The following is a 20,433-nucleotide window of genomic DNA, read 5'->3' as shown; positions in this document are numbered from 1 at the left end:
TATTTAGTGAGTTTTAAAAGTTAGTGGATTAATTTAAAGGGCAGTTACGATAACGGAAATAATTCCTGATCTCATTCTCCTGTTCTTCTGAAATTGAATCAGAATTAATAAGTGGGTATACCATATTCAGCATGATTTGTACTGGTTGAGCCCAGTCAAGTAATTCAGTAAAGATGTCATACAATGTTGTATCAATTGAGCGCCCATCTTGTATCTCAACACCTGGTTGAGGATTGAACAACTCTTGAGCCAATTGAGCAATAGATTCCGGCTCATCGGGATGAGAACGTACAAACAACTGAAACTCTGTTACCTTATCCAGGTGAGCAATCAATTGTCCTGTGGTAGTATCATCAGCTCCCAGTGTTTTAGTATCGAAAGTGATTTCTCTCCACCACTTGTTTACGTAATCTCTGACTTCAAGGTATTTGGCATGCCGCTGAGGATCAATGCCGGCAAACCCTTCCAGGAATTGCAATTCATCAATACGTGCCTTCATTAACCTTGCCGTGTTCCAGCGTACCAATGCATTTGACATAGTGATAGTTTTGTTCTTAATTTCTTTAAAGAATTTAGTGATGTGTTTGAAGTCTCTGAAATGCTTTACATTCTGCTGACTAACTCTGATCAGTCTTACAGGAGAATCATCGAAGAAATTGGAAAAATTCTGTACATCGAGGGAATTAAGCCTGCCATAGCCTAAATCAGTCATTTCTTGTTGAATTTTTTGTACATCTGTCCAACTTTTAACAGATTTAGATGTTAGCGAATGTACCCTGGTAATTAACGCTGCAGTATGAAGCAATGGTTCTGTATCCTGGTTGGTCCAGAATATCTCTTCATTGTTCCAGGTGTCAGCAATGTGTACTGGCATCTCCAGTTTCTGCATGGCATACACTTTTTCATTCTTACGATGGTAATTGTAGTCTTCAATCCTCGGAGTATGCAATACAATAGAGCCTGTCAGCTTCCTTCTCTCTTCAGCAGAAATACGTGATTCCTCTGTTTTCTCATCCTCTTCTTCTTCAATTTCTTCTTCAGAGCCTTTAAATTCCTGCGGAATAACTACATTATCATAGTCAATTACATTATCCCTGGTAGATTGCCAGATGAAATTGTGTACATCCGCCAGTCTCTGCGCAACACGTTTCCTGGTTTCTTCATCAAACTTTTTTGCGTAACCTTCTAATACCTGATCAACCCTAAGAGTAGGGATCTCATCTGGTGTAATTAGTGTACCATCTTCATGTGGAAACACGTCTGGTCTAAGAAGTATAAACCCTTGAGGATGTAAACTCATCAGATATTTGTTCTTCCGATTCTTCATATCATCAGAAGCCAGGTACATAGGTAAGCCATCTTGTAAAGCATCAATCCAGTTGCCTGAATAGGTAACTGTCTTTACATTCTTACTTCCTTTACGTTCTAAAGTAACACCTACTTTGTGTATTCTAAACCCGTTAAATATGCCAAATGCAAATTTATACTTAGGGTTTACCGGGTAAGATAGCTCCACATTCTTCAGATCCACAATCTTTGCTAAACGACCAAGAGGAGTATTCTCACTCTTATCGTTCCAGAATTTACCTGCAGCATGTATATCAGCAGCCAGTTTTAACCACTTCAAGAAATCAGTTTCTTTCAGCTCTTTATTGATAATATCCTCAGCTATAGAAACTACTTCTTTAAATCGTGTAGTAATTGTTTCTCTGGTTTTATCATCCCATATCAAACTTTCTCTGGATGGATTAATACTTACCAGGTCAGGATTTACTTTGATACCAATATTACCCAGCTTTTCATCAAGTTCCAATTCCTGGAAATTAATGAAACCGTAGTTGACGCCATTAAGTAACAAGTGAGGTTTAGAATATCCTGAATTGCTGGCCATGATGATCTTATCATCTTCGTAGATGATATTGGCCCGTATACTTTCTTCTCTACGGTAACCATTCTCTTCAATAAACAACCTTACATTATTGAAATACAACAACTGCTGTTTAACAGCATCGATGTACTGTTGCTTATGATGCTTTTTAGCAGCGATTTCTATGGTAAGTCCATTTGCTTCTGTGGTCTGTTTGTAGTAACACTTATAACCATTCGAAAACTGATACTCTACGTTTGCAGTGTTGTTATCAAGATCAAATGTAGGTACAAGACTTTCTACACGATGTGAGTAAACATTGAAGATAAACTCCCGGCCATTCCATCTACTACGAATAGTATAGAATGGAACACCTACTGATAATGGACTTTTAGCTCCAATGCCAAATTTACCAAGCGCTTTACTCAACAGCCGCTTGGAAGAATAACCAAGGTCGAAATAGCCTTCCAGTCTTGAGGCCCCTAATCCAACACCATAATCCTGAATGACTACCTTATCCTTACCTACCTCTCCTCCATCTATATAAGTGATATGCACTTCATCGATAGGAGATAAGTATTGCAGGTTGTAGTAACTCGGATCAAACTTGCTGTTTTCATAGATTTCACCTTCAAGATTGACGTAATAATCTTCAACTTTGGCTGCTCCAGAGAGTATTTCTCTGGCAATTCGTTTTTCAGTTATACTATCAAGTCCGTTAGAGGTAATTTCCCTGATAGTGGATTTAATTGGAAACGCATACTGATGCTGCTGAAGGATAGAAAACATGAGTTGTTCAGCTCCTGCATTTATAACTTTTTTAAATCCTCCTTGAACATCAACTATTTCCTGTTCTAATATTGCCATAATAATCTGATTTATACATCCATTTATAGCCTCCTGTAGTTTTACGTTTACCTTTACAGCAGTTAACTATATTACCCTGATGTAGTTTTAAATCTCTTGCAGCATATTCTGCTGCTTTCCACACATTTAATAATGTGCCTATAATTGACAATTGTACAATAGGTATTGCTTTAGCTAATCCTACTTTAGCAGCGTGTTCTTTTGATTTAGGTTTTCCTTTTAAAGCCGCTTTCATCAATTCTATACTCTTTTGACTTTTTGGAGCAATAGGATGTGTACGTTTAAACTTACTTCCTTTATTACTTCCTGCAAATGGAGATATATTAAACCCAAATTCTGGGTTAGCAGCTTTATACCTATTGATATAATACTGCTCTTTAGCAATACACTCATCTGGAGTACAAAACTCTAATACCTCAAATTGAAATTCTTCTGGTTTATACTTATCCCATGCTCGTTGTAAGAGAATTGAATGATGAGTTTTAGCTCGTAAAAATCCTCTACGATCTTTAAATCTTCTGTATACACACCTACTTGAAGAACCAACATAAACTTTATTAGTTGGTAGACACACGATTTTATATACTTCTGGAAATTTTTCTCCTGTACAAGGAAATTTATCCGTTCCTAAGAATATCTTTAATCGATTTTCGCTCTCCTGTGTAAGTATCGCCATACAATACCGTTAAATTTTCAATTAAATAAGCGAGATCCCATTCCTGCCTGTCTAACTTATCAGGTAGTTTTACAATGAATGTGACCAGTAGTTCACCTGAGTGATCATTAACAGTTACACGTTGTACCTTACCTACTCTCTTTTCATCACGAATAGTAATGTAAGAAATCATTTTGTTAACTAACCCTTTCTCCAGGTTAAACTCAATTTGTCTGCGAGTTAGTAACACTCGGTTCATGTACAATAGGTTCTATGTAAAAATGATAATCTTCCAAATATCTTCTAACAGCCATCCAGTTTACATATAGTTGCCATCAAGCCCTTACACGTTATAGGTAAGGCTAAGAGCCTACTCGGAAGTAAATCTTGTCCATTGACCTTGACCATATTTTTCATTTATTTCTTTTACAACTTCTTCTCGTTTTGATTTATCGGTGTAAAAACTTGCTACAAATCTTTCGTGGTTAAATACATTAATCCAATTCCAATACATATTTTTAAGTTTTGTGAGAAGCCCTACCTATAACAGCACATAGGCAATATGGCGGGTTCTCGGTTAATATTAAGTTCAGTTTTTCAATTCAAATTTAGTGCTTACAGACGGTTCAGTGCTTCAAAATCCGCCACATCGCCTATCTGCAAACCGTTAGCGGAAATGCTACCACAACATTTCCCAAGTTTCATCAATGTTCAAAACACCATAAGCATTATAGCTATCATCCTGTAAACTGACATTCCGCTTTGTAAACATTTTATCTTTTTCATTGCTCATAATTTCCATAGCTTTCTTTTTAGCTTCTTCTTCCGTTTCAGCCTTTACATCAATACATATTACTGATTTATAGCCGATTGTTACTTGATAATTTTTTTTCTCATTTGATACTTTTTTAATTGTTCTTTCACAAGCTACCAAAGTTAAAATGTTCAGGTAGTGCGGGTTCCTTTTCCTCGTCCGGATATAACTTACTCACTTTAATACCCATTTCATTGGCAAGCTGTAAGAAATCTTCGTGGCAATGCAGTAACAAGTTGTAAAATACTTTGTGCTTATTTGCAAGCTCGTTGATGTGCGCGATGGCTTGCTGTTTTTTTGCGAGGTCAATTTGCATAACTTTTAGCAGTTACCGATGCCAGCGTTGTTTAGGTTTTTTTCATTGACAAAACAAAGGTGAACTACCCATTGGCTAAAGACTTTTGGGTTTTACGGCACGTTTTATAAATGAGCGTAAGCTTTAGGAGAAGACGTCCAAGCTTTCTGTGCAGGATTGGCATTTATACCATGAAGCTGTAACCCGTGTTTAACCCACCAGTCTACAGCGTACGTAAGATGATCTCCACTGCGCATAGTCCAAAGCAACAATTTTACTCCTTTGTTTTGCAGCCACTGTAAAGTCTCAACAGCAAAAGGAACATTTTCTCCTATAAGAGGAAAATTATGCTCTACACAGGTTCCATCAAAATCTACGGCTATAATAAAATCTTTCATACTACAATAGTATTTAACAGCTCAGCAGCTGCTTGTGGAGAATGGTCACGGGTAAAATCTGAAATATCCTTACTACCGGTTTCTATAGGAACATAGATTTGAGGATAAGGATACCAGTCTCCGCGATGTTTCATATCGTTGTCAAACAGCACATACTTCTTCTTATAGTGTTCATCGGCCCAGCTAAAAAACTGCTCAGGCATAGGTACATTCTCACTTCTGGGACTTACTGCATCGTAACCAAAACTCCTTAAACACATAACATCTTTGTAGCTTTTGGTTATAATCAGTGTGTCAGAATGAAATGTCAACTGCTGAAGACCCATGACATGATGCTCCTGTAAATCGTTACGGAACTTCCTGCCTTTATCTCTCAGCGGAAAATAGAGCTGATATTTGTCGTAGATACGATATACAAAAGAGAGCCCCGATGGAAATACTGGGGCCCTCTGTTTGGGATTTAACCAATAACAGTATAATGATGAAGTTCTGTACTGCTTGAGGATGTCTTCTGAAACGTTAAACTGTTTCCACCATCTCAAATCTGTATCATTGAATGCTCTTGCTTTAATACGGATATCTACATCGGCGCGAAACGCAGGCTTTGTTCTTACAATCTTCTCTCTGGGAGGCGTAGCTGGCCCAAGCCCAAAATCACTCAGCACCCTGGCTATCACCTCATGCCGGTTATTATACCCATAAAGAAGTTTGATAAGTTTAAAAACATCCCCGCTTTCGCCCATGCCACCACTATCTTTCCAAAAGAACTCTCTGCCAAACTTTTTGGTAGGAAACAATCCAAATGATGGAGTAGCATCATCTTCTCTAAGTGGAGAAGTATAATTCATGTTTATCTCAGGTTCATACTCCAGATAATGACAGTACAAAGTGTATTCGTCAATATGCTGGAGTATGGTATCTTCATCAGCGATTAAACTGATCATAAACTGCGGAGTTTAATTAATGAGCAGCAAAAGGATTGCTATCCAGTACAGCATCGGTAGTGCCAGCAGATTCACCTTTAGGTTCTGCTGCTGAAGATGGAACGGGAGTCCCATCATTTAAGCCATTGTCAAGCTCCCATTTAGTGAACTTGACACGGCTTTGTTCCTTAGGAACGCTCATCAATTCGATAAAAGGATTTTCATTAATATACCTACTGGGGATAGTAGCATAATGCTTATCCTTGCTCTGACGAACCAGTTTGAAACGAACAGCATTTTGAGGATCGTTTACAAACGGACTGATCAGTTCAATAAAACGCTTTACAATGTTGTCGTAAATTTTGTTTTGAACATCCTGATCCAGGTAACGGGCATTCATTGAAGCTTCATCAATAATACCGGTATTGGCAAACTGAATGTCCATGCTGTCCAAGTCGATTTTATCAATCGTCATAAACTGCTCAAGTATCTGAGACAACCTTTTGATCAAAGAAATGTTGTCATTGGCTGCCATCTGAATCTTTTCTTCCCTGGTTTTTTCAGCTTTGTCAGATACTTTAGTTGGCCACAGTTTAAGCTTCATGTTACCAGCAGGATCAACAGCTGTCCTGGCAGTCAACAGCGTATCAAATACACTCTTTTTAGCTCCTACATTACCAACTTCGGCCAATTCAATTTCCAATACTTTGTTGTCCGTAATGCTCACTTTAGAGATAACAACGTTTTCGTTAATACCAACGCCTATCATACAATTATAGTTTATGTGATTAATCTTGGTTTACTTGCGTAATTAATGGGTAGTAAAATGAGGGAGAGCAATTTAATCCCTCCCCCTGAGAGTTTTAAAAGAGATCTGTGCTACTCTTATCCTTGTGTCTTAAAAGGATTTTCATCTTCTACAATAGCATCTACTTCCTGACCATCTTGAGCTTCTACAGCAGGCAATTCAGATGTTCTTGCAGGTAATTCTGTTGCAGCTGTTTCTTCAGTAGATTTGGCTACTTCATCAGTACCATGTGATACTTCTTCTTTCTCAGCGGTAGCTTGCGTACCGTTTACCACTTCTGCTGGCAAGAAAGCGTAGAAAACAGGATTCTCACGGCGAGTAGTAGTTACAGCACCTTTATCAGCACCACGGCTTACTTTTTTAGGAATGAAAGTAACGGATTTGCCATTTGGCAACATCCAGGGCTGCTGGGTAGCAGGATTACCGATCAACAGCATGTCCACGTATTCAGCACCTTCATTTTCATCTTTTCTTCTGAATTTGATGCCATAGATTTCTTCAATCATAGGAATCAGTTCTTCAGATCCGAAAGTTTTACTACCCTGATCCAATACACTGCTCTTCGGAGTGTTGTCTTCATTATAGGTAGTGCTTGCAAACAGATCAACTTTCGCTGATGCTTTTGCTACCGGGCTGATGATCAGGATACGTCTGCCTACCTGGAAAGTAGGGTACAGTTTAGTATCAATCACATCAAAACCGTTACCTGTTACGCTCTGGCCTTCTGCAGGCTTGTTTGCGTACTCCAGGTCAAACATGCTCACTAAATCCGGTGAAGGATATACGCTACCATCACGAAAAACGCGAATAGCCAATCCTTCAGGATTACGTTGCTTACGAGGGCCACCTTTGGCACCTGCTGTCTTAATTTCTGCCACATCATTAATAGTGGCTGTTGCTAAGAAATCTAACATACTGTATGTTGATTAAAAATTTTACGAGATAAGGTTAATACGATTTACCGTGCTTGTAAGGCCGGAATTGGTTGTAAGTGAGTTTCCAGTTCACATGCTGAAGAAGATTTATACTGTACCAGGAACAAAAAGCCTGAATAGCAGCTAATATATAACCCCAGTCTTTACTTTCTTCTTCATGGTAGGCACAGATACAGTAATGTACTATCCTAAGTACATCCTGTCCAAAATTACCTGTACTCGGTTTACAATATTCTCTTTCAATCAGAGGTATTTTAAACCCTTGACAGTAATCGAGAATACGAATTACAGTATCAGCAATTTCATCTTCCAGTGTATCTTTTATAGCTGATTGAAAGCACTCTGCCCAAAGTTTAGGTTCAAACTTACCTTCTTCAGTAATAGCTGTTCTACTTACATAAGCAAATTCTCCAGATCTATAGTTAACAAATCTGCTTTTCCTGTGAGCTTCTACAGCTTCACCAAGTTCACTTACAATAAGCATCACCATTTCACCTTTATTACGACTGGCACCATCTTCCCAGAAACCTTTTTCTACGTTTACGCGGTGAATATCTGCTCCGAGTTTAATTAAATCTAAGATCATACTTGAGCATTTTGTTCTCCGAATACATCCGGGTAAATAGTTTCCCAGCTGAAAGGAATATCCTTACCAGCAAGATACTTCTGACGAGCACCCATTACGGCCCCATCATAAGTCTGAAATGAGACTTTCAATTCACCCTTTGGTGTACGGTATAAATAGCCGATGGCATCTGCCCTGGCACAAACAATAGATGACAACTTACCAGTGAGGGAAATGTCATTTACTTTTACTTCTGTACCATCTTTAGAGGAAATCAGCTTTTCCTTTACGTGAACAATAAGAATGAGATAAGGGCAAACAGCTGCATAGGTATCAATTACTTCCTGTACTTCATTACGTAGGTAGTAATACCCACCGCCATTAGGCAGTTCCAATACAGATTTACCCTTATAGGTTTTACCAATAGTACTTTCCTTGTACTTGGCAGTTGCTGATACTTCGGCCATGTCTTCTACGGCATCGAGCGTATCGATAGCAATAAACTTGTACGGAAACACGTCCATTCCTTTCTTTCCAGCGGTAACACGCTTAGCGCCTTCCTCTTGAATTAGTTTAGGAATGTGCATAATCTGAGCCATGTTATCCACTTTCATAGCAGTGGTTTCATAAGTGTCCGTACCATGTGGCTGCTCAGAGTCCACAATTAAACAATCTTCTCTCTGTGCTAAGTGCACCAGAGCTTCTGTTTTACCCACTTTAGGAAGCGAGTACAAAATCAGGATCTTTGGGCCAATCCGAGTCGCTTTAGTCGGATTACTTCGAGTTGGTAGCATATTCAATTATTAAATTATCCAATCGTTGTGCTTCTGCTGTGAAATAGTCAAGTACAAGGGTTCCAGCGCTGTTTCTTTCCAGCGGGCTGAGAGGCATATCCCAGAACATACCGGCTATTGGATTTACAAATAACGGGAGAACCCTATCAGCGGGACCATACCGATTCTTCATTAGGTAATGAGCAATAAAATACTGCCCGATTGCTTCCAGGTTAAACCCATGAAATGTAGGCAGATTGAAATTGGTAGGTTTTACCAATCCCATTACCAGATCAGCCATTTTGTTATCGTACAAGCTCTTTATCTTGTACTTCTATACTTTTATCCGCTATATGTATAGTTCAGACTATATCTTCATTGATTTAAAATCAATGCCCCGCTTTCGTGAGAGAATTATTGTCCGGTCTGGACTCACTCTTAGTCGTTGCACCTTTCCTCTATATTCCTATAAAGGCTTGGCTCAGGATTACCTCGCTCTAAGGCTTCCCCTGAATTAACGGAGTTACGTGACTGCTGTGTATTTTGTATAGCATTGTAGAATGTATATAAGGCAGTATTGGATACTATACAAATATTTGTTTAATCACGGTAAGTATAACTTGAGTCACCAAAATCCAGCCGCTGAGGAGAGATAGAAGCCTCGCTTTTCTTGTGCTGTTCCCGATAAGCGCCCATCATGTTAGTAGAAAACTGCTGAATGTTGATCAGGGTAGTTCCAAAGATATTCCTTAACTGTACAGAATACATCGACCATCTATCCATAATAGCTTTGGTGTTGATGGCACCGGCTTCCACGTTGATAAGAGCCATGTGATCTATAACAGCTACAGTAAGCGCTCTGGGATCATTGGCTTTATAAGCTCTGATCATCCCTTTCTTCTTACCTTCCTTAGGAATATCCCTGATCACTCTACCGATCTTCTCATAGTGATTCTCTACCAGCGTGTTTAGCATGCCGGTAGGATGAAGCATGTGATCTATAATCTCAATATCCTGCATCATCTCTTCGACTACCCCATAAGCTCTAAGCACCATTTTAAAATGGGCATCGGTAAGTCTTTTACCTGGAATCCGACCCATGATGTAATCAGAGCTGAAATCAAGATTGTACATGCGCTTAATCCATTGACACACCCATCTTGCCTTCTTCTCAGCAGCAGATATTTCGAACGAGAAATACTTGATGTAGAGTTTTATGCCCAGTTTTTTACAGGCAATCCACAAGGAGAAAATGTACATGAAATCGGCAATGGTAGTTTTACCAACACCACTGTCTGCACCTATCAATATGTATCTTCCACGGTGAGTGCCATGTATATACTTATTGATGTTAATCAGACCATTGTCCAAACCCTCATTTAACCCTTGCCGACCACGTACTATCTGCTGAATAAAAGTATCGTCATCGTGGGCATCCCATTTCTTTTCCAACTCTTCCCATTCCACATCTTCATCTGGAAGCTCCCATGTTACCTTAGCCGAGTTTGAACTTGGTGAATTCTGTGTTGTCATTGATTTCCTGTTTTATGTGCTGCTCTACAGTTCCAGATTCTGCTGAAGAGAGTAAAGCTTCGTAGTCTGATCTCCATAAGCCTTCTGTGATATACCTGCTGACAGTTACCTGGTATCGTTTCCTGGTCTTATAGTACAGCATTGTACTTTTCACCAGAATAGGATACTGTATCTTCTCTTTCTCAATCATCTTCTTGAACTCTCTCATCGCAGGTTCAGAATACTTATTAAGATCATACACTCCATCTCTACCTTCAGCTTTAGAGGGCACCTGAGCTTCTAAAATGAAATTCATGTACAGCTGTCTCCAATCAGGGGTCGCGTTCAGCACCGGGGGTGAAACCTCCATTACAAGTGGTTTCCCATTCATCACGATTAACCCCGTCTCTTGCCCAGTTATCTCCTTGTTGAATTTGGCTGTTACTTTGTACTTCCCTTTGATTGCTACCAGGTATCCGTTCTCCAGCATCCACTGGACTACTTGCTTTAATTCCATGTATCGTCTTTTCAATAGATGATTTAATAGTAGATATGCACTCAGAACAAATATCTTCCACAGTAGGGAATAACTCTTTTATATCTACTGTAAGTTTTGATAAGTCAAATGCTAAATCTTTATCGATTGGACGAGAGCTAAGTATTTTCCTACTATATCCAATAGCGTAATCTTTACCACAACAGTCACAAAATATTTTTATCATGCTGGTACATTTTTAGATGAATAATAGCTGATCTTGGCAGGATCAAAACCTTTAATGGCTTTCTCCAACCACTTCTCTTCAGCAGTTCCTTGTGTACAAAGTATGATGATCATGGCTTTATGTCCAGGGCGAAGCCTTAGACTGCGGCCAATACGCTGCGTAAGACGACGATCACTACTGTCAAAGCCTACAATCAACAGCTGATCGAGATCTACAATGTTCACACCTTCATCCACTGCCTGCACTGCTGCAAGCGTGTTGATCTTTTTAGCGTTAAAAGCACTGTAAGCCTCACTACCTGATTTGCTATGATAAGTAGCACCTGGAAGTAGCAGTTCTGCTTGTTCTATACTTCCGCAGAATACAAGAGTACGTTTATCTCCCAGCATGTGTTTCATGCATCTTCTGGCCAGCTCAGTTTTAGACTTGAGGTTGTACAAAAACCGGTTACGATCAAAGGTCTTGAACATAGCAAGCTTTTCCATACTGGCTTTCTTAGCCGGAGGGGCCTGAGCCACCAGCATTCGATGTCTTCGAATCTGCTTCTCAAGGTACTCGTAGTGACTGGCCTCTGTTGTAAGAAATGGCTTGGCTTTGGTTCCACCTGGGATGTACTTCTCTTTAGCATCCAGCGTGTGCATGATAACACGGATTTCATAATCAGCTATCATACCATCTTCTACACCCTGGTCAAGAGAGTAGTTAAACACTACCGGAGCAACTTGAGAAATGATCCTTACCTTATCCGGCTCACGCTTAGAATCAGGAACAGTGGCAGTTAAACCGAGTACAGCATCAGCTAAGTTCTCAGAAAAGAAAGTAGTCAAAGCATCATCTTCACCATTTTTGAATGCTTCTGCAGCAAGATCAGTAAGTCTATGCACCTCATCAAGAATGACGAGTTTATAGTGATTGCCTTTCTCATTTTTGAGAGAAGCATAGCAAATAAGCTTTACATACCTTCTGTCAAGGAGATAATCAGCTTCCCAATCTGCAAATTCCTTTGGCCAGTTTTCATCTCGTAGTTTTTCTGTAGGGGTTACCAGCAATATACTATTCATAGATGGTAAACTACCATCCATAAACATCCTGTTAGCCTCCATTACAGCAATTCTACTCTTACCAAACCCTGTGCCGGCTGATACTGTACCTCTTCTACCAGCAGCAGTCCATATTGCATGAGCCTGCTGCTGAATTTCATCCTTCACTTGATTAACTTCTTTCATAGTATACATTGAATTTGCGAAGTACTTCTATAATTTGATCTACTACTTCACCATCAGTTACATCATCCACATCCTGGTTAATTACATCGGAAATCTCCCGGCCAATATCTATAGCAGAAAACAATGGTCTGATAGTATGCTTTTGCTCATGCTCTCGAATCTTATCCACTATAAGCATAGCCATATCATTAATTTCATTTTTAATAAACCAGGCACATAGCATGACAACTATGGTTATAGCTATAGCAGCAAAAACGAGAGCCAAAGTAATTTCCTGAACCATTTCTAATTGTGTCATAATAGCTCATTTAGTTTAGTTTCTAATTCGTACACTTGATTCTCTAATTCGTGTACTTTATCTTCCTGATCAGATCCCCAGCTTCTCAAAGCATCATTAGAAGTTCTTAACTCTTCTAACTTATCATCTAAGCGGTACAAATTATCAATAATAGTATCAAAGTTGTACCATATAGAAGATCGATACTCGGCTTCACTTCTTCCATCTTCTGCAGCTTTATAAGCTTCTTTGATGCTACTGATTACTGAGTCTATATCAGGACATGTATGTTTTACAGGACCTCTTGCCATAAAGTGATCAGGGTTTAAATCCCTGCTCCTTAGCATAAAGTGATGCAATAGTTGGCAACTGCATTTCCTGGAAATCAAAACCTTCAGCATACGCAGGCTTACCTTCGCTGGTATAGATACCTTTGGCATCTTTAGCCCCCTGTATATAAGCCTCTTCCACAGATTTTGATATCCACTTTAAAACTTCTTCAGCAGTTACATTTTCTTTAAGTAAACTATGTAAAGCTTTTATAGTTTTAGCAGTATCAGAATGTATTTGCTGATATTTCTTGTTACTCATATTTCAATGAATAAAGTGTTACGAGCACGGGTAGCTGCAACATACAGTATCCGGTTACGCTCTTCAATGTTTTGATTACAATCAATGTCCCATTTAAGCACAAGACAGTTATCGTAAGTAGAACCCTGGCTGGTATGAGCTGTCACTGCATAGTTGTACTTTACCTTAGCAAACATTTCTGCTACATTGTAGAATTGTTTCCAAAGTGCTGTACGCCTTACAGGATCGGCTGAAATGGCAAGAGATTTTAACTCTTCCATCAGCTTGATATATTCTCCTTTCGACTGCTCATGTAAAATAGGCACTGTGGCCAGCTTAATACCTCCATTCTCAAACCACTCAAGCTTAGTCATGTAGGTAGTAACAGTAATGTATGTTTTCACTCCATAACCATTGTGAGTCATTATCTCTCTTGTTACGGTATAAACATCTTTTACTTCCACTTCTTCATTACGAGTGAGTAGTTGCCGGGCGCTGATAGCAAACGGATGAGCCATCAACATTTTTTCTCCAACCATTACATCACTGATATGAGCATGGTCACGGAAAAGGATAGATCTGATACGTTCATTGTACCCATCTACTGTCCGGTTCATCCAGGCAATGACTTTCATGTAGTCACTATCTTGTTTGAACTTAGGAGAGGAGAAATACTCTTCCAGTATCTTATCTTCTTCAGCAGATGCATGCTCTACCACATGAATGCCTTCACCATTATCAAGCAGATGATGGTTAGGTGTAAAACTGCCGGATTTGTAATCAGTTCTGATAGCAGTGGCAAATTCCAATATAGGATTGCCATCTTTTTGGCGCATCACCTCTGTAAGTTCTACAGAAGTCATACCCCAGTGTTCTGCATTACGGAACGGAATACAATCCACATGCTTAACAGGCGGTATCTGCGCCGGATCACCGGTAAACAGTACTTTCAACCCTTTCTTGATGTAAGGCACCAAATAATGAAACAATTCATCTGATAACATAGAAGTCTCATCCAGTATCAGCAGTTTCATATCTTCTATTGGTGGCGGTTCCAGTTTATTCGCGGTATCAGGTTTGTACTTGATCTCACCGGTAGTGTAATCAATTACCTCCTTAATACCTAACATGCTGTGGATAGTACGATAGAGTACTCCTTTGATACCGTTTTTACGCATCACTTTTACAGCTTTATGCGTTGGAGCTGTCATACCTATTGGTAGATTAGGATAATGCTTGAGAATAGTAGCCACTAACTCTACGAGTGTAGTAGTCTTACCAACTCCGGCATACCCTCGAAATACGGCGGGTTTAGTGTCCTGCGGATCGCGAAACCAATTCAGTAACCGATCGTGTACTGTTTGCTGACTGCCGCTGAGAATGATTCCTGTGCCCGTGCTTGGAGTGCTTGTTTGAGGCATTCCACTCTGGGGCTTTACTGAGGAACTCGGTTGTTTTAATAGTGCGGTTATATCCATCGCCTAAAAAAGTTTTAAGATCGGTTTCCCGAATGAAATAAATTCCTGGTTGCATTGGGACACCAGGTTTTCCGTGTTCGTAGGCTTGTGCAGCTTTAAAAGCTACCACATACCCTGTAGATTTCTTCTTACTTTTCCTTGACCAATCAAACACTTCAATCATAAACGCGTAGCCACTATGTAGCATTTCTTTGCAGCTCTCACATATTGTGATCCTGCCATTGCCACAGCACCTGCAATCATTGTTATGAATTTCTACATTAATTGCCTGTACTACTGCTACCGTTTTGTTGTGTTCCTGCTTTTGTACTTTTTCCATATTCCAGTTGATTTAAAATTGTTCTTACGTTATTGATAAGATCGTCTATGGTTCCATTGTTGTCGATCACAAAATCAAACTGAGCATTATCAAAAGCAGTTTCTGATGGATGAAGATTAATAGCTTTTCCACGGTTAACCCTGATAGTAATCCCACCTCTATCTTTTATAGCAGCCATTTCATTAGGAAATCGCATATCTGTGATAATCCAGTTAGGAAACTTACAAGCAGAATAATCAAGTACATTACCTATTGAAGCTCTTTTCTGGGCATCAAGACATCTGTATTCACTCATCAAAGCATTTACCCAGGCATTAGGATGTAATCCATCTCTGATAGCATCAGTACCCAACAGCTGAAGAAATTCTCTACCGGTCATAGGAACAACAGAGTAAGCATCATTGCGATGTTCATCGTTTTCGAATACTACTTTTAATTTGTTCCATGGCTGAGGTAAAACCATCTGCTTAAATTCGTCTGTGTGCAGAAATTCTTCATCCATACCCAGGAGAATAGCAGCTACCTTACGAAGAGGTCCAGCAAACTTTTTGATTTGCCAGTTATAACTCTGCTCTTGTTTAGATAATAGTTCAAAAGATGATAAAGCAATATCAGAACGGGTTTTTTGCCATTGAATAATTTTACCTACTGTATCCTTACCAGATCCAGCATAACCAGATAATCCTATAATCATAATTACTCCTTTCCCATCTCATCGACGGTTTTTTTAGTTAATATCTCCGCTACAGGAAACCCATCTATTTCAGAATTAGTTTCCTGAACGTAAAATAAAGAAGGTATAGGAACCTTCCGCTGAAGAGAATTGTGAAAGAGTCTTGCCAGGGCTGTATTTGGTACAGATAGGCCAATCTGGTTTTTACCTTCACTACTCAGCCGGAAGCCATCAGGATCATCTGTAGCCCAGAATGACCAGTGATCCCCATCGTTGTTAAACATGATGTGACCCCCATGAATCAATCTAAATTTCTCACAGACTACGCCTGAAAAATATATCCTGTCTTTTCTGACAGAAATAATGTAATTCTTGCGATCAAATGCTGTTATGTTTTTACGATTGATGATTGCCATATCTCTTTGTCTTCTTTTGTGAATCAACTCTGAGCTTCTTGGCAAGCAGATGCTCAATTTGTTTCTTTCTGATGTCTACTCCGGATTGATTTACTCTTGCCATTACCAATCCTTTAAGCAATGCTTCTATAGCCATATGTTGTTATTTGCTCCACCGGTCAGTGATAGTAGTGTCAGCTTTGAGTATACCAGTAGGTATAAACTCTTTAGCAGCAGCTTCCATCAATCGAGTTTGAATTGGTGCCCATTCGTCACGAAAATCGTTACGAACGTTAGAATCCAGCTGATCATGCACTTGCATAACCATTCTCACTTTGTCCGACAGATTGTTAGAATGAATGTATCTGTATACTATAACAATAGCTCTTTTCATCATGTCTGCTGAAGATCCTTGTATCAATTTTGTTACCATACAGGCTCTTTATCCTGTATTTCTATATGTTTCCATATAGTTCAGACTATATCATATATCATTTAGGTATTGATTTATGTGTTTACTAAATTCTAAAAGTTGTTCTTTTGTAGCTGAGTTTTTCATGGTATTTGCCAAAGTAGAAATGATTTTAATGTTGTCTTTTGTATACCCTTTTAAAGGGTCTATTCTATCTATAGAAGGACTTAATTGATAATCATGTTTAACTCCTAACTTAAATGGCACATTTAAAAGTGGACATTTATCAGGAATAATAATATCTTCTTTAGTTAGATCAAAATCAACTTTATACTTTTTAGCACGCTGAGCTGCTCTTGATAGCATTCCAGAAATAAAATTTTTTCGTGAGTTGTCTCTTTTTTGCTGAAGTAATTTAGCCGCATACTCAGGGTTCGTAGCTTTTTTAGCATTCACTCTTTCTTTATTTCTGATATGCTGTTGTTTATACAAATCAGGATTTGATTTTCTCCATAACCTTAGTTTAACAGTTTCACAACTCTTACACCAAGACTTATAGTGTTTTACAGCATCAGCTTTTTTACAGCCAGAAGTATAAAATTCTTCTACTGGTTTTACCTGTTTACAACAAGTACATAATTTAGTTATCATATCTTAGGATTATACTCTGAAAGATATGATATACAACACTTTAAATTCAAAGATCTATATGATACTCGGATGCTCTTGCAAGAGATTATTGTTGGGACTCACTCTTGTAGTCGTTACACCTTCACTATAACTTAAACCCTATAGTGCTTGGCTCGGTATTCCCATATTTTACAACGTAGGGTTCACCGAATTCTTCCGATTTAAACAGCCCATAACGATAATTCAGGCTGATTCTTAGAAGCCCGTTCAATTTCACCTAAGCCTCCATGGTACTGAGCACCTTGAAGATGAGCATCGATAAACCTGCGATAGTGTTTCCAATAAGGAAACCATCTACGGCGATAGAGAGGAAAGATAGTTTGTATATAACCTTTCTCCACTCCAAATCTGCCCAGATAATCCAGTAGTTTACCAATGCCGGGGAAAGCTTTGAAATAATCTTTGATAAGCTGCTTGGCCTCAGGCACAGGAATACGAAGTGTAGATGCTAACTTAAATTCAGACATACCATAGGCTAATCCGAAATTGATAGTTTTAACACCATTCCTCATATACTTGTGCTTCTTACATTTACACTTCTGCTTAGCAGGAGTGCCGTTATCCTGTAATTTGTAGAAATCACAAGTAGGGCCAGCAGCTTCTTTCCATTTCTTTCCAAACACCATTTCTGCAGCAATTGAATGCAAATCCTGCCCTTTGCTCAAGGCATCTATCCATACCGGGTCTTTAGATAAGTAGGCTATCACAATCAATTCCTGTGATACATAGTCACTGGAGACAAAGCTCCAACCCGCAGGAGGGACAAATGCATTGCGATATTTATTACCTACACTTTCTTTAGCTGGTATCTGCTGCATGTTAGGAGCAGAAGAAGAAATACGACCAGTTGTAAGCACCTGTTTAAAACTGGTTCTTACTTTACCATCAGGCTCTACGTATTTTGCAAGCCACTGTTCTCCAAAGGATGTAACAAGCTTTGAAGCATCGATGTAACTATCCAGATCCTGTACGATCGGATGGGAACACCTGCCTTTGGTCTCAGCAGATAAATCTTTAATCTTAGGCTCTACTTCTTGTATCAGCGGAAGTACCTGATCCTGGCTATTCCAGTTAATTGTAGGAGTACCAGCAGGTATCAATAACTGATTTTCAATCAACCACTCACGCTGAGTAGAAATGAGATGCTGCTGAAGAGGAGAAAAGTCTCCTTCGATGTAATATGGCACCCAGTCTTCTACCGGTTCTCCGGCTTTCAGCTTATCAGACTGCCATTTCTTGAGTATAGCCTTGGTTGTACCAGGTAGTTCAGGAAGTAGCTCTTTGAATATAGCTGACTTCTGCTTAGGACTATTCCAGTTAATCAGTATTCTGTCACTATCTGAAATGTACCCCAGCTCTTTAGCTTTAGTGAGAAACGGTTCTTCTTTTAGCCAGTTATTCAGTACTTCTTGTGCAGCAAAAACATGTGGCTGAGCTTCATCAGCAAGACGTAACCACCAATCTGCATCGATTTCCATACCGTAATATACCATCTCTGCAAATGCCGGTACACAATCATTTTCCAGGCCCACTACTTTGTCAAAGCTGTCATACCTTACGTGTATAGCTGACTGTCTGATACGATCCCGTAGCTTAGACATATACATTACATCCTGTGCAGCATACCTAACCTTTTCCGGGGTGAGTATGTTATCTCCAAATGCTGTCTGCTGACTTTTATCCAGCTCTACGCCGAGGTAACGAAGACATACATCATCTAATCCATACCCTACACTGTGCTCTCCGCCCTGTAACACCATCTCAGCCAGCATGGTATCATATACACCTATAACACGGACTCCATGAAATAACATCACTGTACACTCAAACAAAGCATTGTGAATAATCTTAATTAGCGGTTCATGTTCTAAAGCTTGTTTGATAAACTTCTGCTGGTCTGGATTTAACTCACTCCACTGAAGTACCCATTGAATATCATTGTTACCAAATTGAACTGTAATAAGCTTTTTATCACACCACCAATTAGTAACATTGGTTTCAATATCAAACTCCACTTCTTTTAGAGAAAGCATCCATTTTCTAAACTCATTCCAGCCCCCTGGCTGATAACCCTCTTCCCACTCCGTTGGGTTTCCTATTACATAAATCATACTCTATGTATTGCAAGTGAAATAATTCCGGATCAGGTTTATCTCCATATCTCATATCGATGTCTTTTGATATTCCTACCCGGCTTGCTATGTATACGTACCTGCCAAACTCATCAATGTAATCCTCCCCGTCTACATCTTTTATCCGCTGAGCATTAGTCAGCTGCCCTCTCGTATACTTTCCAGCGGCAATGAGTTCTCTGTCTGCTGCTGAGAAGAAAGGAGAGTGATCGATAATGGTGTAGATAGTGTAAAATCTGAAATCAGATAGTAGCTTGAGCATTTCTTTATCGGTAGTGGTACGTTTAAATTTTACAGTTCTAATGTTCGTAAACTTTCTATACAAAGTGTTATACCAGTTAGGAGTCACTTTTTCTGGTGGCTTCCTGTTCTCCACCAATGTAATTGAGTCTCGATCCGAACTTAGGATTCTTATCATTGCCCAATCGTTTTAATATGTAATGCAGCAGTGTCTTGAGTAACTTAGGTTGTAAAGCGCCTACAAGCTTGTATAAAAATGTGGCCTGTGCCCGGTTACTTTGCCGCGAAATTTGTTGCACTATCTCATCGAAATTCACAGCATGCTCTTCGCCCAGCTGTTCTTCCAATGCAGATGTAGTGACACTTTCAAGTTGTCTTTTCTTCTTAAAAAACTCAAACATCTCCAATCCAGTTTATTGGTTCAATTCCATACGCAGACAGGTATTCGTTAGCATGATAAAAATGTTGGCTACCGACATAACTGCCTTTGTTGTGCGTCAGCTTAGACGCTTCGTAATTTTTAAACCTTTTCAAAAAAAACATTTGTATTGGGACAACAATGCGAAAAAAGGCGACAACCTTAATTGGCGTTGTGGTCAATAGGAACTTCATCTTTAGGCGGCAATGTGGACACCACTAAATAATCAATATCATCATCTCCGTCACGAGTAAGTTTCATTACAAAATAGCCACGTTCCCAAAGTTCCTCAAACAATTCTTTGTTTGTTTGTTCTTTAAATTTTGGTTCATTTTTTTGTTCAGACATAACGATTAGTTAAGGTTAGGATCAGTGCTGTTATCAGGTTTGATTGACTTCGCGGCATTTTTAACAGCATCTAAAATATCGGAAGTTTTAAGAAATCTCTCCGTAGCAGTTTTTTCAAACT

General features: G+C 39.2%; 29 protein-coding genes. All 29 read right to left on the bottom strand.

The window, feature by feature from the left end:
• Positions 1-28 precede the first annotated feature (28 nt).
• Positions 29-2,734, bottom strand: coding sequence for a hypothetical protein (locus EO766_RS13435; protein ID WP_287101327.1), 2,706 nt, complete (start codon positions 2,732-2,734; stop codon positions 29-31).
• Positions 2,706-3,410, bottom strand: a complete 705-nt coding sequence (locus EO766_RS13430; protein ID WP_287101326.1) for a GIY-YIG nuclease family protein — start codon at positions 3,408-3,410, stop codon at positions 2,706-2,708. Before EO766_RS13430 ends, EO766_RS13435 begins: the two co-directional genes overlap by 29 nt.
• Positions 3,352-3,648, bottom strand: coding sequence for a hypothetical protein (locus EO766_RS13425; RefSeq protein WP_287101324.1), 297 nt, complete (start codon positions 3,646-3,648; stop codon positions 3,352-3,354). Before EO766_RS13425 ends, EO766_RS13430 begins: the two co-directional genes overlap by 59 nt.
• A 111-nt stretch (positions 3,649-3,759) precedes the next feature.
• Entirely contained in the window at positions 3,760-3,903 is a 144-nt protein-coding gene (locus tag EO766_RS13420; RefSeq protein ID WP_287101322.1) for a hypothetical protein, read from the bottom strand.
• A gap of 165 nt (positions 3,904-4,068) precedes the next feature.
• Positions 4,069-4,323: a hypothetical protein gene (locus EO766_RS13415; protein WP_287101320.1), complete on the bottom strand. Its 255-nt coding sequence runs from the start codon at positions 4,321-4,323 to the stop codon at positions 4,069-4,071.
• The gene (locus tag EO766_RS13410) at positions 4,310-4,519 is read right to left on the bottom strand and encodes a hypothetical protein (protein WP_287101319.1); all 210 of its coding nucleotides are present in this window, start codon (positions 4,517-4,519) and stop codon (positions 4,310-4,312) included. Before EO766_RS13410 ends, EO766_RS13415 begins: the two co-directional genes overlap by 14 nt.
• Positions 4,520-4,623: 104 nt before the next feature.
• The gene (locus tag EO766_RS13405) at positions 4,624-4,896 is read right to left on the bottom strand and encodes an HAD family hydrolase (protein WP_287101317.1); all 273 of its coding nucleotides are present in this window, start codon (positions 4,894-4,896) and stop codon (positions 4,624-4,626) included.
• Positions 4,893-5,840 carry a hypothetical protein gene (locus EO766_RS13400; RefSeq protein ID WP_287101316.1) on the bottom strand — a complete coding sequence of 316 codons (948 nt, stop codon included), beginning with the start codon at positions 5,838-5,840 and terminating at the stop codon, positions 4,893-4,895. The genes EO766_RS13405 and EO766_RS13400 overlap by 4 nt, the downstream gene beginning before the upstream one ends.
• A 16-nt stretch (positions 5,841-5,856) precedes the next feature.
• The gene (locus EO766_RS13395) at positions 5,857-6,588 is read right to left on the bottom strand and encodes a hypothetical protein (RefSeq protein WP_287101315.1); all 732 of its coding nucleotides are present in this window, start codon (positions 6,586-6,588) and stop codon (positions 5,857-5,859) included.
• Between the two features lie 116 nt (positions 6,589-6,704).
• Positions 6,705-7,541 carry a hypothetical protein gene (locus EO766_RS13390; RefSeq protein ID WP_287101314.1) on the bottom strand — a complete coding sequence of 279 codons (837 nt, stop codon included), beginning with the start codon at positions 7,539-7,541 and terminating at the stop codon, positions 6,705-6,707.
• A gap of 34 nt (positions 7,542-7,575) precedes the next feature.
• A complete protein-coding gene (locus EO766_RS13385; protein WP_287101313.1) occupies positions 7,576-8,148 on the bottom strand; it encodes a nucleoside triphosphate pyrophosphohydrolase family protein in 573 nt (190 codons plus the stop codon).
• Positions 8,145-8,921: an AAA family ATPase gene (locus tag EO766_RS13380; RefSeq protein ID WP_287101312.1), complete on the bottom strand. Its 777-nt coding sequence runs from the start codon at positions 8,919-8,921 to the stop codon at positions 8,145-8,147. The genes EO766_RS13385 and EO766_RS13380 overlap by 4 nt, the downstream gene beginning before the upstream one ends.
• On the bottom strand, positions 8,902-9,216 hold the full coding sequence (locus EO766_RS13375; protein WP_287101311.1) for a hypothetical protein: 315 nt from the start codon (positions 9,214-9,216) through the stop codon (positions 8,902-8,904). Before EO766_RS13375 ends, EO766_RS13380 begins: the two co-directional genes overlap by 20 nt.
• Before the next feature lie 284 nt (positions 9,217-9,500).
• Positions 9,501-10,433 (bottom strand): DnaB-like helicase C-terminal domain-containing protein, encoded by a 933-nt coding sequence (locus EO766_RS13370; RefSeq protein ID WP_287101310.1) that lies wholly within the window; start codon positions 10,431-10,433, stop codon positions 9,501-9,503.
• Positions 10,396-10,929: a hypothetical protein gene (locus EO766_RS13365; RefSeq protein WP_287101309.1), complete on the bottom strand. Its 534-nt coding sequence runs from the start codon at positions 10,927-10,929 to the stop codon at positions 10,396-10,398. Before EO766_RS13365 ends, EO766_RS13370 begins: the two co-directional genes overlap by 38 nt.
• A 201-nt stretch (positions 10,930-11,130) precedes the next feature.
• Entirely contained in the window at positions 11,131-12,360 is a 1,230-nt protein-coding gene (locus EO766_RS13360) for a DEAD/DEAH box helicase (RefSeq protein WP_287101307.1), read from the bottom strand.
• Positions 12,347-12,658: a hypothetical protein gene (locus EO766_RS13355; RefSeq protein ID WP_287101306.1), complete on the bottom strand. Its 312-nt coding sequence runs from the start codon at positions 12,656-12,658 to the stop codon at positions 12,347-12,349. Before EO766_RS13355 ends, EO766_RS13360 begins: the two co-directional genes overlap by 14 nt.
• Positions 12,655-12,948, bottom strand: coding sequence for a hypothetical protein (locus tag EO766_RS13350; RefSeq protein ID WP_287101305.1), 294 nt, complete (start codon positions 12,946-12,948; stop codon positions 12,655-12,657). Before EO766_RS13350 ends, EO766_RS13355 begins: the two co-directional genes overlap by 4 nt.
• Positions 12,949-12,955: 7 nt before the next feature.
• Entirely contained in the window at positions 12,956-13,228 is a 273-nt protein-coding gene (locus EO766_RS13345; RefSeq protein ID WP_287101304.1) for a hypothetical protein, read from the bottom strand.
• Positions 13,225-14,628, bottom strand: coding sequence for an ATP-dependent DNA helicase (locus tag EO766_RS13340; RefSeq protein ID WP_287101383.1), 1,404 nt, complete (start codon positions 14,626-14,628; stop codon positions 13,225-13,227). Before EO766_RS13340 ends, EO766_RS13345 begins: the two co-directional genes overlap by 4 nt.
• Positions 14,519-15,004, bottom strand: coding sequence for a hypothetical protein (locus tag EO766_RS13335; RefSeq protein ID WP_287101385.1), 486 nt, complete (start codon positions 15,002-15,004; stop codon positions 14,519-14,521). The genes EO766_RS13340 and EO766_RS13335 overlap by 110 nt, the downstream gene beginning before the upstream one ends.
• Positions 14,946-15,698 (bottom strand): deoxynucleotide monophosphate kinase family protein, encoded by a 753-nt coding sequence (locus tag EO766_RS13330; RefSeq protein ID WP_287101303.1) that lies wholly within the window; start codon positions 15,696-15,698, stop codon positions 14,946-14,948. The genes EO766_RS13335 and EO766_RS13330 overlap by 59 nt, the downstream gene beginning before the upstream one ends.
• A 2-nt stretch (positions 15,699-15,700) precedes the next feature.
• Positions 15,701-16,093 (bottom strand): hypothetical protein, encoded by a 393-nt coding sequence (locus EO766_RS13325; protein WP_287101301.1) that lies wholly within the window; start codon positions 16,091-16,093, stop codon positions 15,701-15,703.
• Positions 16,074-16,229, bottom strand: a complete 156-nt coding sequence (locus tag EO766_RS13320) for a hypothetical protein (protein WP_287101299.1) — start codon at positions 16,227-16,229, stop codon at positions 16,074-16,076. Before EO766_RS13320 ends, EO766_RS13325 begins: the two co-directional genes overlap by 20 nt.
• A gap of 6 nt (positions 16,230-16,235) precedes the next feature.
• Positions 16,236-16,505 carry a DNA polymerase gene (locus EO766_RS13315; protein ID WP_287101297.1) on the bottom strand — a complete coding sequence of 90 codons (270 nt, stop codon included), beginning with the start codon at positions 16,503-16,505 and terminating at the stop codon, positions 16,236-16,238.
• A 51-nt stretch (positions 16,506-16,556) separates the two neighbouring features.
• Positions 16,557-17,135: a hypothetical protein gene (locus tag EO766_RS13310; RefSeq protein ID WP_287101295.1), complete on the bottom strand. Its 579-nt coding sequence runs from the start codon at positions 17,133-17,135 to the stop codon at positions 16,557-16,559.
• 200 nt (positions 17,136-17,335) lie between these two features.
• Positions 17,336-19,285 (bottom strand): DNA polymerase, encoded by a 1,950-nt coding sequence (locus tag EO766_RS13305; RefSeq protein ID WP_287101294.1) that lies wholly within the window; start codon positions 19,283-19,285, stop codon positions 17,336-17,338.
• On the bottom strand, positions 19,221-19,724 hold the full coding sequence (locus EO766_RS13300; protein ID WP_287101293.1) for a hypothetical protein: 504 nt from the start codon (positions 19,722-19,724) through the stop codon (positions 19,221-19,223). Before EO766_RS13300 ends, EO766_RS13305 begins: the two co-directional genes overlap by 65 nt.
• Before the next feature lie 402 nt (positions 19,725-20,126).
• On the bottom strand, positions 20,127-20,312 hold the full coding sequence (locus tag EO766_RS13295; protein ID WP_074419101.1) for a hypothetical protein: 186 nt from the start codon (positions 20,310-20,312) through the stop codon (positions 20,127-20,129).
• Positions 20,313-20,433: the final 121 nt, after the last annotated feature.

The sequence above is a fragment of the Hydrotalea sp. AMD genome (assembly GCF_004100315.1).
GTDB classification, from domain to species: domain Bacteria; phylum Bacteroidota; class Bacteroidia; order Chitinophagales; family Chitinophagaceae; genus Hydrotalea; species Hydrotalea flava.
The sequence above is the reverse complement of the archived record's forward strand: the minus strand, read 5'-3'. Positions and strand labels throughout refer to the sequence as shown.

Excerpts from the sequence above, each read along its gene's own strand:
- EO766_RS13400 (WP_287101316.1), bottom strand. The coding sequence starts at position 5,840 with ATGATCAGTTTAATCGCTGATGAAGATACCATACTCCAGCATATTGAC.
- EO766_RS13385 (WP_287101313.1), bottom strand. The coding sequence starts at position 8,148 with ATGATCTTAGATTTAATTAAACTCGGAGCAGATATTCACCGCGTAAAC.
- EO766_RS13430 (WP_287101326.1), bottom strand. The coding sequence starts at position 3,410 with ATGGCGATACTTACACAGGAGAGCGAAAATCGATTAAAGATATTCTTA.
- EO766_RS13315 (WP_287101297.1), bottom strand. The coding sequence starts at position 16,505 with ATGGTAACAAAATTGATACAAGGATCTTCAGCAGACATGATGAAAAGA.
- EO766_RS13310 (WP_287101295.1), bottom strand. The coding sequence starts at position 17,135 with ATGATAACTAAATTATGTACTTGTTGTAAACAGGTAAAACCAGTAGAA.
- EO766_RS13330 (WP_287101303.1), bottom strand. The coding sequence starts at position 15,698 with ATGATTATAGGATTATCTGGTTATGCTGGATCTGGTAAGGATACAGTA.
- EO766_RS13355 (WP_287101306.1), bottom strand. The coding sequence starts at position 12,658 with ATGACACAATTAGAAATGGTTCAGGAAATTACTTTGGCTCTCGTTTTT.
- EO766_RS13305 (WP_287101294.1), bottom strand. The coding sequence starts at position 19,285 with ATGATTTATGTAATAGGAAACCCAACGGAGTGGGAAGAGGGTTATCAG.
- EO766_RS13300 (WP_287101293.1), bottom strand. The coding sequence starts at position 19,724 with ATGATAAGAATCCTAAGTTCGGATCGAGACTCAATTACATTGGTGGAG.
- EO766_RS13295 (WP_074419101.1), bottom strand. The coding sequence starts at position 20,312 with ATGTCTGAACAAAAAAATGAACCAAAATTTAAAGAACAAACAAACAAA.
- EO766_RS13435 (WP_287101327.1), bottom strand. The coding sequence starts at position 2,734 with ATGGCAATATTAGAACAGGAAATAGTTGATGTTCAAGGAGGATTTAAA.
- EO766_RS13360 (WP_287101307.1), bottom strand. The coding sequence starts at position 12,360 with ATGAAAGAAGTTAATCAAGTGAAGGATGAAATTCAGCAGCAGGCTCAT.
- EO766_RS13365 (WP_287101309.1), bottom strand. The coding sequence starts at position 10,929 with ATGGAATTAAAGCAAGTAGTCCAGTGGATGCTGGAGAACGGATACCTG.
- EO766_RS13350 (WP_287101305.1), bottom strand. The coding sequence starts at position 12,948 with ATGGCAAGAGGTCCTGTAAAACATACATGTCCTGATATAGACTCAGTA.
- EO766_RS13345 (WP_287101304.1), bottom strand. The coding sequence starts at position 13,228 with ATGAGTAACAAGAAATATCAGCAAATACATTCTGATACTGCTAAAACT.
- EO766_RS13420 (WP_287101322.1), bottom strand. The coding sequence starts at position 3,903 with ATGTATTGGAATTGGATTAATGTATTTAACCACGAAAGATTTGTAGCA.
- EO766_RS13405 (WP_287101317.1), bottom strand. The coding sequence starts at position 4,896 with ATGAAAGATTTTATTATAGCCGTAGATTTTGATGGAACCTGTGTAGAG.
- EO766_RS13325 (WP_287101301.1), bottom strand. The coding sequence starts at position 16,093 with ATGGCAATCATCAATCGTAAAAACATAACAGCATTTGATCGCAAGAAT.
- EO766_RS13425 (WP_287101324.1), bottom strand. The coding sequence starts at position 3,648 with ATGAACCGAGTGTTACTAACTCGCAGACAAATTGAGTTTAACCTGGAG.
- EO766_RS13320 (WP_287101299.1), bottom strand. The coding sequence starts at position 16,229 with ATGGCTATAGAAGCATTGCTTAAAGGATTGGTAATGGCAAGAGTAAAT.
- EO766_RS13410 (WP_287101319.1), bottom strand. The coding sequence starts at position 4,519 with ATGCAAATTGACCTCGCAAAAAAACAGCAAGCCATCGCGCACATCAAC.
- EO766_RS13335 (WP_287101385.1), bottom strand. The coding sequence starts at position 15,004 with ATGGAAAAAGTACAAAAGCAGGAACACAACAAAACGGTAGCAGTAGTA.
- EO766_RS13370 (WP_287101310.1), bottom strand. The coding sequence starts at position 10,433 with ATGACAACACAGAATTCACCAAGTTCAAACTCGGCTAAGGTAACATGG.
- EO766_RS13380 (WP_287101312.1), bottom strand. The coding sequence starts at position 8,921 with ATGCTACCAACTCGAAGTAATCCGACTAAAGCGACTCGGATTGGCCCA.
- EO766_RS13340 (WP_287101383.1), bottom strand. The coding sequence starts at position 14,628 with ATGCCTCAAACAAGCACTCCAAGCACGGGCACAGGAATCATTCTCAGC.
- EO766_RS13390 (WP_287101314.1), bottom strand. The coding sequence starts at position 7,541 with ATGTTAGATTTCTTAGCAACAGCCACTATTAATGATGTGGCAGAAATT.
- EO766_RS13395 (WP_287101315.1), bottom strand. The coding sequence starts at position 6,588 with ATGATAGGCGTTGGTATTAACGAAAACGTTGTTATCTCTAAAGTGAGC.